Raw genomic sequence first — 12,903 nt, forward strand, 5'->3', positions numbered from 1 at the left:
TGTTCGATCCTACGAACTTCGCGCAGACCGGGTTACCGGGCCTCGCTGGCTTTGATAGGAAACTTTCCTACCAGTAGCGGAACGAACCAACTCCCCACCCCCCGCATCGACTTGGAGTCCCAGTGGTGCACGCAGACCGCGACACAGCCCCTGCCACCGTCTCCCGCCGGACCGTCGTCGCCGCGCTCGGCGCCGCCGTCGCCTCCGGCGCGCTCCTCGGAACCCAGCGCGCCCTCGCGGCACCCGCGGCCCGCGCGGCCGCGTCGGGCCTCGACGACCCGGCGAAGAAGGAGATCGCCATGGAGCTGGTGTCGAGCGCGGAGAACTCCTCGCTCGACTGGAAGGCCCAGTACAAGTACATCGAGGACATCGGCGACGGCCGCGGCTACACCGCCGGCATCATCGGCTTCTGCTCCGGCACCGGCGACATGCTCGACCTCGTCCAGCTCTACGCCGACCGCAAGCCCGGCAACGTCCTCGCCAAGTACCTGCCCGCCCTGCGCAAGGTCAACGGCTCCGACTCGCACGACGGCCTCGACCCGAACTACCCCAAGGACTGGCGCAAAGCCGCTCAGGACACGGTGTTCCAGCAGTGCCAGAACGACGAGCGCGACCGGGTCTACTTCAACCCCGCGGTCAGCCAGGGCAAGGCCGACGGCCTGCGCGCCCTCGGTCAGTTCTGCTACTACGACGCCCTCGTCATGCACGGCGACGGTGACGACCCGACCAGCTTCCGCAACATCCGGGGGCGGGCCCTGCGCAGCGCCAAGCCGCCGGCGCAGGGCGGCGACGAGACGGCGTACCTCAACGCCTTCCTCGACGCCCGGGTCTGGGCCATGAAGCAGGAGGAGGCGCACAGCGACACCAGCCGGGTCGACACCGAGCAACGGGTCTTCCTGCGCAAGGGCAACCTCGACCTGAACACGCCGCTCGACTGGAAGGTGTACGGGGACAGTTACCACATCGGCTGACCCACGAGGCGTCGGCAACGAAGCCTGCGGCGGGCCGTCGGGCGCGGATCGGATCCCGGGACACCGGGGCGCAGCCCGACGGCCCGCGAACCATCGGGCCGTGCAGGTGCGTCCGGGCGCGCCGCGGACCCGACTGCGGAAGGCGTCCGGCACGGGCGGCAGCACGGCGCGAAGACCGGGGCACCGGATCAGCGGGCGGGGCGCACTCGCGGGTCGGGGTCCCGCCGGGCAAAGATGGGCGGTGAGCGATCGATCCGACGATGCGGAGGAACGGACCCATGCCGCACGAGCGAGCCGGCCGGCCGGCCGGTCCCGAGGACCTTGTCGACGTGGCCCGGCTGGTCACGGCGTACTTCGCACTGCACCCGGACCCGGCCGACCCGGCCCAGCGGGTGACGTTCGGCACCTCCGGGCACCGGGGTTCGTCCCTGGCGACCGCCTTCAACGAGGACCACATCGCCGCCACCAGTCAGGCCATCTGCGAGTACCGCACGGCCCAGGGCACCGACGGCCCCCTCTTCCTCGGCGCCGACACCCACGCCCTGTCCGAGCCCGCGAAGGCCACCGCGCTGGAGGTGTTCGCCGCGAACGGCGTGACCGTGCTGGTCGACAGCGCCGACGGCTACACGCCCACCCCCGCCGTCTCGCACGCGATCCTCACCCACAACCGCGGCCACGCCTCCGGCCGCGCCGACGGTGTGGTCGTCACCCCCTCCCACAACCCGCCCGCCGACGGCGGCTTCAAGTACAACCCGCCGAGCGGTGGCCCCGCGGCCTCGGACGCCACCTCCTGGATCCAGGACCGCGCCAACGAGATCATCACGGGCGGCCTGAAGGACGTACGCCGGGTGGCGTACACCCGGGCCCTCGCCGCGGAGACGACCGGCCGGTACGACTTCCTAGGCGCCTATGTCGGCGATCTGCCGAGCGTGCTCGACCTGGACGCCGTCCGCGCGGCCGGTGTGCGGATCGGCGCCGACCCGCTCGGCGGCGCCTCCGTCGCCTACTGGGGGCGCATCGCCGAACAGCACGGCATCGACCTCACCGTGGTCAACCCGCACACCGATCCCACCTGGCGGTTCATGACGCTGGACTGGGACGGCCGGATCCGTATGGACTGCTCCTCGCCGTACGCGATGGCCTCCCTCATCGAGCAGCGCGACCGGTTCCGCATCGCCACCGGCAACGACGCCGACGCCGACCGGCATGGCATCGTCACCCCGGACGCCGGCCTGATGAACCCCAACCACTACCTCGCGGTCGCCATCTCCTACCTCTACCGGCACCGCGACCGGTGGCCCGCCGACGCGGGCATCGGCAAGACGCTGGTCTCCTCGACGATGATCGACCGGGTCGCCGCCGACCTCGGCCGTCACCTGGTCGAGGTCCCCGTCGGGTTCAAGTGGTTCGTGGACGGACTGGCCGGCGGCACCCTCGGATTCGGCGGCGAGGAGTCGGCCGGCGCGTCCTTCCTGCGCCGCGACGGCTCGGTGTGGACCACCGACAAGGACGGCATCCTCCTGGCCCTGCTCGCCTCCGAGATCACGGCCGTCACGGACCGCACCCCGTCGGAGCACTACGCGGGACTGACCGCCCGCTTCGGCCGACCCGCCTACGCCCGCGTCGACGCGTCCGCGACCCGCGAGCAGAAGGTGTTGCTGGGCAGGTTGTCACCGGCGCAGGTCACCGCCCACACGCTCGCCGGAGAGGCCGTCACGGCCGTCCTCACCGAGGCGCCCGGCAACGGCGCCGCCATCGGCGGTATCAAGGTCACCACGGAGAACGCCTGGTTCGCGGCCCGCCCTTCGGGCACCGAGGAGGTCTACAAGGTCTACGCCGAGTCCTTCCTCGGCCCCGCCCATCTCGCTCGGGTGCAGGAGGAGGCCCAGGCCGTGGTGCTGGGCGCGCTCGGCGGCTGAGACGTCGTACGGCGGCCTCCGGCATCGCGTACCGGTGGCCGCCGTCGCTCGGCTGTGCCGGCTCGGGGGACGTCGGCTCAGCCGTGCCGGTGCCCCTCGTCCAGCCGGGCCAGGACCGCCTGCGCCATGGCCTGCTCGCCCTTGGCGTTGGGGTGGGCCGGGGCCGCGGGGGCGGTCGGTCGCAGTGGTTCGATCCAGCGGTCCGCGGGTGCCTTGCACATGTCGTGGCCGACCGTAGGGGTGTAGGTGTCGACGTACTGCGCCCGGTTGAGGCCGGCCACCAGGCGCAGCATCAGGTTGAGCCGCTTCTCGGTGTCGCGCAGGTAGGCGAAATCCTGCCGCGCGAAGGGGACCTGCGGGAAGCAGCCGCTGCCGTCGTCGGGCAGCAGGTCCGGGTAGCCGACGACGACCACGCGCGCGTGCGGCGCCCGGGCGTGCACGGCCCGCAGTACCCGGTCGACCTTCGGGGCGGTCCGTACGATCGCGAGGGTGAGCTGGTCGTAGCCGGAGGCGTGGTACGAGCGCTCGCAGGGGTTGCCCGTCGGGTCCTGGGCGGCGAGGCGGGCGCAGGTGCTGATGATCGGGCCGAACCCGACGTCGTTGCCGCCGATCTGAACGGTCACCAGATCCGTGGCGCGCCCCAGTGCGTCGAGTTGGGGCTTGTTGGTGCCCTGCGCCTGCCACATCTCGGCGGTCGTCGCGCCGGCGCAGCTGACATCCGTGAAGGCGGTCACCTGCCGCTGCGCCGCCACCAGCGTCGGGTAGTTGTGGTCGGAGCGCGCGCAGTTGGCGTCCACCTGGCCCGGGATGCCCGGGCCCGAGGTGTAGGAATCGCCGAGAGCCACGTAACGGACGTCGTGGCCGGGGCGGGCGGGGTGCGCGGCGGCCGGTGTCGTCGAGGCCGCGACGAGGGCGCAACCGCCCAGTGCCGCCGCCACCACGGCGGTCCGCCGCCGACCTCTCGCTTCGCTCGCCGGACGCGTGTCGTTCGCCATGAATCCTCCCCCTGAACCGGTGCATCGCGCGGTCGGCGCACTGGAGGGCGCCCCTCGCGCGTTCGACTGGGTCTGTATACCGCCCGGTAGGTCTCGCGGACCAGAAGCGGGACGCAACGAGTTCAGGGGGCGGGGGCCAACCGGTGTTCTGCACTACACCATCCGGTGGCTTCTCGCCACCGGAGCGTTATTCGCGGCACCGATTTCCTGATCATTCCACTATCGAGCCCTTGGGACTGACCAGCCGTCATCAAGCTCTGACCCAATTCGAGGAGAGTGGAGAGAATGACGACATCGCCGCGACGGCGATCCGTTCTGGCCTCGGCCGCCACAGCCGCAGCGCTGGCCGCAGCCACGCTGGCGACCGCGGGATCCGCCTACGCCCAGGACCACACCACCCCGCAGCCTTACCCGAACGAGCCTGCGCACCCGCGTCACGTGCAGAAGCCCGTGTCTCCGATGAAGCCTGAGTACCCGGCGCATCCGGAGAAGCCTTTCGCCCCGGTGAAACCCGAGTACCCGCAGCACCCGGTGAAGCCGGTCTATCCGGAGAAGCCTGTTCATCCGGTGAAGCCCGAATATCCGGTTCACCCGGTGAAGCCCGCCGTTCCGGTGAAGCCGGAGTATCCGCAGCACCCGGTGAAGCCGGTCTATCCGGAGAAGCCCGTTCATCCGGTGAAGCCTGAATACCCGCAGCACCCGGTGAAGCCGGAGTACCCGGTTAAGCCCGAGTACCCCCAGCGTCCGGTGAAGCCTGCGTATCCGGTCAAGCCTGAGTACCCGCAGCACCCGGTGAAGCCGGAGTACCCGGTCAAACCTGAGTATCCGCAGCGTCCGGTGAGGCCGGAGTACCCGGTCAAGCCCGAGTACCCCCAGCGTCCGGTGAAGCCCGCGTACCCGGTCAAGCCCGAGTACCCGCAGCGTCCCGTGAAGCCTGCCTACCCGGTGAAGCCGGAGTACCCGGTCAAGCCCGAGTATCCGCAGCGTCCCGTGAAGCCCGCGTACCCGGTGAAGCCTGAGTATCCGCAGCGTCCGGTGAAGCCGGAATACCCGCAGCGTCCGGTGAAGCCTGCGTATCCGGTGAAGCCGGAATACCCGCAGCGTCCGGTGAAGCCTGCGTATCCGGTCAAGCCGGAATACCCGCAGCGTCCCGTGAAGCCCGCGTACCCGGTCAAGCCGGAGTACCCGCAGCATCCGGTGAAGCCGGAGTACCCGCAGCATCCGGTGAAGCCGGAGTACCCGCAGCATCCGGTGAAGCCGGAGTACCCGCAGCATCCGGTGAAGCCGGAGTACCCGCAGCATCCGGTGAAGCCGGAGTACCCGCAGCATCCGGTGAAGCCGGAGTACCCGCAGCACCCGGTGAAGCCGGAGTACCCCACCCACCCGGTGAAGCCGGAATACCCGCAGCACCCCGTGAAGCCCGACTACCCCACGCCCCCGACAAAGCCCTCGAAGCCGCATGAGGAGCACCACGAGAAGAAGCACGACAAGAAGCACCACGAGGGCGACGACGAGGACTGAGGCTTGCTGGATGTGTGAACGGCGGTGACGCCGACCGGCTCAGGCAAGCCGGAAGTTCCGTGAGAGATGGTCGGGCCGCCCCGCACAGGGCGGCCTGACCTCTTTTCAACTCCTGGCTAAAAATCTAGCAGTTGGCCGAGAAGTGCCTCCGTGCACAACCGGTGGTCCGCGTTCCGCCGAAGGTGAGGCATCTCGTCCCCGCCAATACTCCGGCCGCCGCACCACCCGTCCGACGCGCCCGCCCCGGTCCTCCCGGCACCCGTCCCCGGGGTGCGGGGATGCGGCTCGCGAGTATTCACCACGCCTTCCTCACGGGATCTTCACGAGGGGATCACTTTCGGTCGATCGGTGCGCGGAGGCTCGCCCGCGGGGCAGACGGCGCGCGGATCGCCTGCCTAGCCTCCCGGGCCATGCGACCACCTCTGATGAGACGTCTCGGTCTCACCGCCGTCCTCGCGTTCGTCCTGGCTCTCTTCGGATTCGCCCCCGGCGCCAGTGCCGCCGAACCCGCCCCGGCCGCACTGGCCTTCGCCACCGACGGTGCCACCACGACCCCCGGCGGCACCGTGAAGCTGTCGATGACGATCACCAACAACAAGACCTACGACATCTGGTTCGTGTACCAGACCATCGACCCGACCTGGCTGACCACGCAGCGCCCGGACCTGAAGTACAGCTTCACCGGCTGCAGCCTGGCCACGGTTGCCGGTGACACGCCCTGTTCCGGCACCGGCCCGAGCAACCTGGGCGGCAACTACGGCGCAACCATCCCGCCCGGTCAGAGCCGCACCGTCACGCTCACCCTGCGGATCGCCGCCGACTCCGGCTGCAACGGCAACATCGGCTTCTACTCGTACTTCTACGCCGAGTTCGGCGACAAGACCAACACCAGCGGCGGGCCTGTCTACACGCCCGAGACGCGCGTGCTCTGCGCCTGACGGACACCCCGGTTCCGCGGCCCGGGGGACGGGATCCGGCCTCCCCGCCCGACGTCTCGCGCGGCACGGACCATGCACACCGCGCCCGGCGGACCCTCAAGGTCCGCCGGTGCGCCGTACTGCGGCTGTACCTGCGGAACGGATCCGTCCGTGCGCGGTGCCCCTCACGCGGGCGACGGGAAAATCGTCAACGGGGTTGCTCCCAGGGGTTGTTGGATACCTGTGATTTTCCGTCAGGTTTCGTAACACGACCACAAAAGCTACACAGGACCATCACCATGTGACGCGACGGATGCGTCGACGACCGGCTTCTGAGGGGGACGCCGGCGTCACGCAAGGGGGTGGGTCCGCTCCGCGGAGCCGTGCTCACCCCTGCCCGGGGAGGGGACTGCACCGCATGAAGGGGACCATCCGCACCACCGCGCTGGCCTTGGGGGCGCTCACCACCGCGCTCGGCCTGCAGGCCGGCCCGGCCCAGGCCGGCGCCACCGCACCGCGCACCGACCTCAGAGTCCTGGTGGTGAGCGACGGCGGCCCGGCCACCGACGCCATCGCCGCCGAACTCGACGCCGCCGGAACGCCGTACACCAAGGTCGACCTCACCGACTCCGCCCGGCCCGCCGTCGACGCCGGCTTCCTCGCCGACACCGTCGACGGCCGGCCGCGGGCCAGGTTCCAGGCCGTCGTCCTGCCCGACGACAACCCGTTCGCGGCCGGCAGCGCAGAGATGGCCGCGCTGGCCTCCTACGAGCAGACCTATGCGATCCCGCAGGTCGATGCCTACACCTACGCCCGGCCCCAGGCCGGCCTGCAGGTCCCGACCTCCGGTGGTTACTCCGGCAGCATCGACGGCGTCCAGGCCCAGGTCACCGCCGCGGGCAAGGCCGGGCCCTTCGGCTACCTCAAGGGCGCCGTGCCCTTCGAGGACAACTCGCCCTCGGTGGGCGAGAGTTACGCCTATCTGTCGGCTCCCGCGCCCGGTGCCGACTTCACCCCGTACGTCCAAGCCCCCATCCCCGGCAGTTCCCAACAGGGCTCGCTGATCGGCGAGTACCGGCACGACGGGCGGCGCGAGCTGGTCGTCACGTTCGTCTACAACCAGTACCAGGAGCAGTTCCGGCTGCTGTCCCGCGGCATCGTGGAATGGATGACCGGCGGGGTGCACCTCGGCGCCGCCCGCAACTACTTCGCCGTGCACGTGGACGACGTGTTCGCCGCCGACGACCGCTGGGACACCGTGCTGAACTGCACACCCGGCGACGTCGACTGCACCAACAGCTCGGCCACGCCCCGCCCGATCCGGATGACCCCGGCCGACGTCGACTACGCCACTGCCTGGCAGAACAGCCACCACTTCACTCTCGACCTCGTCTACAACGGCGCGGGCAGCGTCGACCAGCGCGAGGACAACAACGGTGTCGACCAGCTCGCCGACAAGCTCATCGCCGACCGGAACCAGTTCCGCTGGGTCAACCACACCTACACGCACGCCTTCCTCGGCTGCGAGCAGGACACCACGGTCGTGCCGTGGAGGTGCCGGACCAACCCCGACGGCAGCACCAAGTGGGTCGGCCGCGCCACCATCGACTACGAGATCGCCACCAACCGCACCTGGGGTCAGGTCGCCGGACTCCCGCTGCAGAACGACGAGTTGGTGACCGGTGAGCATTCCGGCCTGCGGATCCTGCCGCAGCAGCCCCAGGACAACCCCAACCTGGCGCCGGCGCTCTCCGACAACGGCGTCGAGTGGCTCGGCTCGGACAGCTCCCGCGATCCCGACCAGCGCCAGGTCGGACCGGCGGCAACCGTCTCGCGCTACCCGATGAACGTCTTCTACAACGCGGGCAGGGCGAGCGAAGAGGCCGACGAGTACAACTGGCTCTACACCTCCCGCGCTCAGGGCGGCAGCGGCATCTGCGAGGACAACCCCGCCACGACCACATGCCTCCCGGCCCCGCTGGACACGAACACCGGGTACCAGGACTACATCGTGCCGCTGGAGACCCGTCTCGCCCTCGGCCATGTGCTCTCGGGCGACCCCAAGCCGCACTTCATCCACCAGTCCAACCTCACCGAGGACCGCATCGCCTACCCGGTCCTGAACGGCGTGCTCGACGGTTACGACGCCCTGTTCGCGGACACCACCCCGCTGGTCAACCTGCGTATGAAGGACATCGGCACCGAACTGCGCCGCCGCGCCGCCTGGAAGAGCGCCGTGCAGGCCGGCCAGGTCACCGCCTACCGCATCGGCGACACCGTCACCGTGCAGGCGCCGAACGGCACCGACGTCACCGCCACCCTGCCCACCGGCACCACCTCCGGCGGCCGCGCCTTCGGCACCGCCTACGCGGGCCAGGTGTCCGGCTGGACGGCCTCCCCCGGCGCCGGACTCACCTTCACCCTCACGTCCTCCACCGCCGCACCGGCCGCGACCGGGAACACCCCGGCGGCCACCACCCCGGCCCCGCGCACCAACGTGCCGGCCGGCGTGACCGAGCAGGTCCCGTACACCCCGGACAACTGAACGGCGCACCGGAACACGAGGGTCGGTGCGACACCTCCCGGCTGCCCGGGAGGCCCGTCGGCCGGAGCCCGTACGACCACCCCACACCGAGGCCGTGGAGCCCCATCGATGCACGTTCAGCACGGCGTGCGCCGCCCCGGCGCGGCGCACGTCACCCTGCTCACCGAAGGCACCTATCCGCACAGCCACGGCGGCGTCAGCGTCTGGTGCGACCAGCTCGTCCAGGGCATGCCCGACCTCGACTTCGAGGTCGTCGCCATCACCGGCACCGGCCGCGAACCCGTCGTATGGGACCTGCCCGCCCATGTCCGGCGCGTGCTCTCCGTGCCGATGTGGGGAGCCCCGCCGCAGGGACGTACACCCCGGGGCCGCGCCCTGCGTCGGCTCGCCGCCGCCTACGAACGCTTCCTGACCGCGCTGCTCGACCCGCACGCCGAGGACCAGTTCGCACCCGGGCTGTACAGCATGGCCGGGGCCGCGGCCGAGGGCACCCTGAGCCCGTTCCTGCGCGGTGACCGGGCCATCGCCGTCCTGGCCGCGGTGTGGAACCGCCCCGGTCTCGCCGTCCGCGAGGCCCGGCCCACCCTGCACGACGCGGTCACCGCCACCGCCCTGCTGGAACACGCCCTGCGCCCGCTCGCCGCACCACCGCCCCGGCACGGCGTGGCCCACGCGGTCAGCGGCGGCGTCGCCGTCCTGCCCGGACTCGCCGGACTGGCACGCCACGACGTTCCGCTGCTGCTCACCGAGCACGGCGTCTATCTGCGCGAGCGCTACCTGGGCTACCGCACCGCCCCCTACCGCTGGCCGGTGAAGGCCGTCGTCCTCGGCTTCTTCCGGCTGCTCGCCGAGGAGAGCTACCGCCGGGCCGCCCTGATCACCCCGGGCAACCGGTACAACCGGCTGTGGGAGGAGCAGGGCGGCGCCGACCCCGAGGCCATCCGCACCGTCTACAACGGGGTCGACCCCGCCGCCTTCCCGCCGGCCGGCCCCGAACCCGACGTGCCGACCCTCAGCTGGGCGGGCCGGGTGGACCCCATCAAGGACCTGGAGACCCTGATCCGTGCCTTCGCCCTGGTCCGGGCGGAGATACCCGCGGCCCGGCTGCGGCTGTTCGGCGGCACACCGCGCGGCGGAGAAGCGTACCGGGACCGCTGCGCGGCGCTGGCCGCCGAGCTGGGGCACGCGGACGCCGTCACCTTCGAAGGCCGCGTCGACGACATCAAGGACGCCTACGCGGCCGGGAACGTCGTGATGCTCTCCAGCATCAGCGAAGGCTTCCCGTTCACCCTCATCGAGGCCATGTCCTGCGGCCGGGTCACCGTCTCCACCGACGTCGGCGGCGTACGCGAGGCCGTCGGTGACACCGGGCTCGTCGTCCCGCCGCGCGACCCCGCCGGGATGGCGACGGCAGCGGTGGAGCTGCTGGGCGACCCCGGGCGCCGCAGGGCGATGGGGGAGGCGGCCCGGCTGCGCGTGATCGACCAGTTCACCCTGCGCCGGACCATCGACACCTTCCGCTCCATCTACCTCGAACTGCCCATATCCGAGCGGAAGTTGGCAGTCCCGCCGCAGCCGGCCGGCGTGCGGAGCCTGGCCGGATGAGCGGACCCATGGCTCTCGAACCGGGCGGCACCGAACGCGACACGCTCATGCTGCGGCTCGCCGTCCCGTCCGCCCGCGCCCACGACGACCAGGCCCCCGCGCCGAAGGCCGTCAGCGGGCTCGCCGCAGAACTTGCCGACGGCATCGGCCCCGCCGTCCACCCCTACGAGGTGGCCGCCCTGCTGGAGGCCGAGGGGCTCACCGGCGACCAGATCAAGGAACGGTACGGCCACCCCGACCTGTTCGCCCTCGCGGCCGCCCTCTACGACCAGGTGCCCCGCAGCTTCCCGGAGCCCGCGCGTCCTGCCGACCCCTGGCGACCCGACCATCTCCGCTGTCTGCTGCGCGGGGTGCTGTTCGCCCTGCCGGGGCTGGCCTATCTGCTGACCGCACCCCTGTGGCACCCCGGCCGGCACGCGACCGGGCCGGTACTCGCCGGCCTGGTGTCCTGGGCGTGGGGCCAGGCGCTCGGCCACCGGGCCCACGTCCGGATGGCCACCGGCCGCCGGGAGGCCGCGCGCACCCTGCGGACCGGCGCACCCCTGGGCGCGGCATGCGCCACGGCCGCCGCCGTCCCGTTCGCCGGCAGCCCGCCCGTGCTCCTCGCGGTGGCGGCCCAGTCGCTGTACCTCGCGGCGGCGGGCGTCCTGCTGGTGCTGGCCCGGGAACGGCTGCTGCTCGCCGCGCTCACCCCGCTCATTGCGGGCGCCACCGTCCTGCCCTGGTGGGAGCCCGGCCCGGCACTGCGCACCGGACTGCCCCTGCTCGCCCTGTCGGCCACGCTCGCCGTGACCGCCCACGCCCTGCGCGGTGCCCTCGCCACCCCCGCCGCGGCCGACGGCACCCGGCCCCGGCTGCTCGCCTCCCTGCCGTACGGGCTGTTCGGGCTGGCCGCGGGCCTGCTCGTGCTGCTGGAGGGTCGGCAGGCGCCGTACGCCGTGATCGTGCTCACCGTGAGCATGGGGCCCGCCGAGTGGCTGCTGTACCGCTATCGGGGTCTCGCCGTCGCGGCCCTGAGGGCCACCGCCACGCCGACCGGATTCCTGCTGCGTTCGGCCGCCGTCCTCGGCCTGTGCCTGCTCGGCTATCTGCTGCCGCTGCTGCCCGCCGCCCGTCTCACCGGTGCCGCACCGGCCACCCTGCTGCTGCTCGCGGCCACGTTGTGGACCGCGCTGCTCCTCCAGGCGTTCGGCGCCGCCTGGCCGCCGGCCGCCGTCTGTCTGACCGCCGCGGCAGCCGCCGGCCCGGTCCCGCCGCTGCGCCTGCCGCCCGGCCCGGCCGCGCTGCCGCTGTGCTGCGGCGCCGCTGCCCTGTGTCTCGTCGCGTACGCCCTGCGGCTGCTCGGCCGCCCCGCCCGGCACACCTGATGCCGGCCTCACTCGCCCAACCCACCGGAAGGACCGACCAGTTGACCCCCGCACCGCTCACTGCCGTCACCGGGGCCGAGGGATTCATCGGCTCCCACCTCACCGAGGCCCTCGTGGCCTCCGGGCACCGGGTCAGAGCCATGGCCCAGTACAACTCCTTCTCCTCCTACGGCTGGCTGGAGACTCTCGCCCCGGACGTCCTCGACCACGTGGAGATCGTCCTCGGGGACGTCCGCGACCCCGGCTCGGTCCGCGGACTGCTCGAAGGCGCCGACGTCGCCTACCACTTGGCGGCCCTGATCGCGATCCCGTACTCCTACCAGGCTCCGCACAGCTACGTGGAGACCAACGTCACCGGCACCCTCAACGTCCTCGAAGCCGTCCGGGCGCTCGGCACACCCCGCCTCGTGCACACCTCCACCAGCGAGACCTACGGCACCGCGCAGACCGTGCCGATCACCGAGGACCACCCCGTCAACACCCAGTCCCCGTACGCCGCTTCGAAGGCCGGCGCCGACCGGCTGGCCGACAGCTACCACGCGAGCTTCGGCACCCCGGTCGTCACGCTCAGGCCGTTCAACACCTTCGGCCCGCGCCAGTCGATGCGCGCGGTCATCCCCACCGTCATCGGCCAGGTCGCGGCGGGGGAGCGCACGATCACCCTCGGCGATCTGCGGCCCACCCGTGACTTCACCTTCGTCAAGGACACCGCGCGGGCGTTCCTCGCGGTCGGCACCGCGTCCGCCGAACAGGTTGTCGGACGCACCTTCAACGCCGGTACGGGCGGCGAGATCTCGGTCGGCGACCTCGTCGCGCTGATCGGCAAGGTGATGGACACCGCCCTCGACGTACACGCGGACCCGGCCCGCGTCCGGCCCGCGAACTCCGAGGTGATGCGGCTCGTCGCCGATGCCTCCCGGCTCCACCGGGCCACCGGCTGGCAGCCCGTCCACAGCCTGGAGCAGGGCCTCGCACACACCGTGGAGTTCTTCCGCGACCCGGCCAACCTCGCCCGCTACAAGACCGGCATCTACAACATCTGACCCTTCCGGCACGTCTCGTC

Annotated in this window: 9 protein-coding genes; 8 read left to right on the top strand and 1 reads right to left on the bottom strand. The window is 71.7% G+C overall.

Features of this window, described 5'->3' with window-relative positions:
- Positions 1–122 precede the first annotated feature (122 nt).
- Positions 123–971: a chitosanase gene (locus AB5L52_RS41545; protein WP_351023255.1), complete on the top strand. Its 849-nt coding sequence runs from the start codon at positions 123–125 to the stop codon at positions 969–971.
- Positions 972–1,249: 278 nt separating this feature from the next.
- Positions 1,250–2,890, top strand: coding sequence for a phosphoglucomutase (alpha-D-glucose-1,6-bisphosphate-dependent) (gene pgm, locus AB5L52_RS41550; protein WP_369368320.1), 1,641 nt, complete (start codon positions 1,250–1,252; stop codon positions 2,888–2,890).
- Positions 2,891–2,967: 77 nt separating this feature from the next.
- Here pgm and AB5L52_RS41555 read toward each other — a convergent pair whose 3' ends face one another.
- Positions 2,968–3,885 (bottom strand): SGNH/GDSL hydrolase family protein, encoded by a 918-nt coding sequence (locus tag AB5L52_RS41555; RefSeq protein ID WP_351023260.1) that lies wholly within the window; start codon positions 3,883–3,885, stop codon positions 2,968–2,970.
- A gap of 285 nt (positions 3,886–4,170) precedes the next feature.
- Between AB5L52_RS41555 and AB5L52_RS41560 the strand changes: the two genes are divergently transcribed.
- The 6 genes from AB5L52_RS41560 (at position 4,171) to AB5L52_RS41585 (ending at position 12,883) form a co-directional block, all read left to right on the top strand.
- On the top strand, positions 4,171–5,406 hold the full coding sequence (locus AB5L52_RS41560) for a hypothetical protein (RefSeq protein ID WP_369368321.1): 1,236 nt from the start codon (positions 4,171–4,173) through the stop codon (positions 5,404–5,406).
- Positions 5,407–5,816: 410 nt separating this feature from the next.
- The gene (locus AB5L52_RS41565) at positions 5,817–6,344 is read left to right on the top strand and encodes a hypothetical protein (RefSeq protein ID WP_369368322.1); all 528 of its coding nucleotides are present in this window, start codon (positions 5,817–5,819) and stop codon (positions 6,342–6,344) included.
- Between the two features lie 397 nt (positions 6,345–6,741).
- Positions 6,742–8,868: a hypothetical protein gene (locus AB5L52_RS41570; protein ID WP_369368323.1), complete on the top strand. Its 2,127-nt coding sequence runs from the start codon at positions 6,742–6,744 to the stop codon at positions 8,866–8,868.
- 108 nt (positions 8,869–8,976) lie between these two features.
- Positions 8,977–10,473 carry a GT4 family glycosyltransferase PelF gene (gene pelF / locus AB5L52_RS41575; protein WP_369368324.1) on the top strand — a complete coding sequence of 499 codons (1,497 nt, stop codon included), beginning with the start codon at positions 8,977–8,979 and terminating at the stop codon, positions 10,471–10,473.
- Positions 10,470–11,840: a hypothetical protein gene (locus AB5L52_RS41580; protein ID WP_369368325.1), complete on the top strand. Its 1,371-nt coding sequence runs from the start codon at positions 10,470–10,472 to the stop codon at positions 11,838–11,840. Before pelF ends, AB5L52_RS41580 begins: the two co-directional genes overlap by 4 nt.
- A gap of 41 nt (positions 11,841–11,881) precedes the next feature.
- Entirely contained in the window at positions 11,882–12,883 is a 1,002-nt protein-coding gene (locus AB5L52_RS41585) for a GDP-mannose 4,6-dehydratase (protein WP_369368326.1), read from the top strand.
- Positions 12,884–12,903 lie beyond the last annotated feature (20 nt).

It is taken from the genome of Streptomyces sp. CG4 (assembly GCF_041080655.1).
GTDB lineage: Bacteria > Actinomycetota > Actinomycetes > Streptomycetales > Streptomycetaceae > Streptomyces.

What these genes read in the sequence shown, in the direction of transcription:
- pgm (WP_369368320.1), top strand. Translation starts at nt 1,250, where the DNA reads ATGCCGCACGAGCGAGCCGGCCGGCCGGCCGGTCCCGAGGACCTTGTC.
- AB5L52_RS41555 (WP_351023260.1), bottom strand. Translation starts at nt 3,885, where the DNA reads ATGGCGAACGACACGCGTCCGGCGAGCGAAGCGAGAGGTCGGCGGCGG.
- AB5L52_RS41560 (WP_369368321.1), top strand. Translation starts at nt 4,171, where the DNA reads ATGACGACATCGCCGCGACGGCGATCCGTTCTGGCCTCGGCCGCCACA.
- AB5L52_RS41565 (WP_369368322.1), top strand. Translation starts at nt 5,817, where the DNA reads ATGCGACCACCTCTGATGAGACGTCTCGGTCTCACCGCCGTCCTCGCG.
- AB5L52_RS41570 (WP_369368323.1), top strand. Translation starts at nt 6,742, where the DNA reads ATGAAGGGGACCATCCGCACCACCGCGCTGGCCTTGGGGGCGCTCACC.
- pelF (WP_369368324.1), top strand. Translation starts at nt 8,977, where the DNA reads ATGCACGTTCAGCACGGCGTGCGCCGCCCCGGCGCGGCGCACGTCACC.
- AB5L52_RS41580 (WP_369368325.1), top strand. Translation starts at nt 10,470, where the DNA reads ATGAGCGGACCCATGGCTCTCGAACCGGGCGGCACCGAACGCGACACG.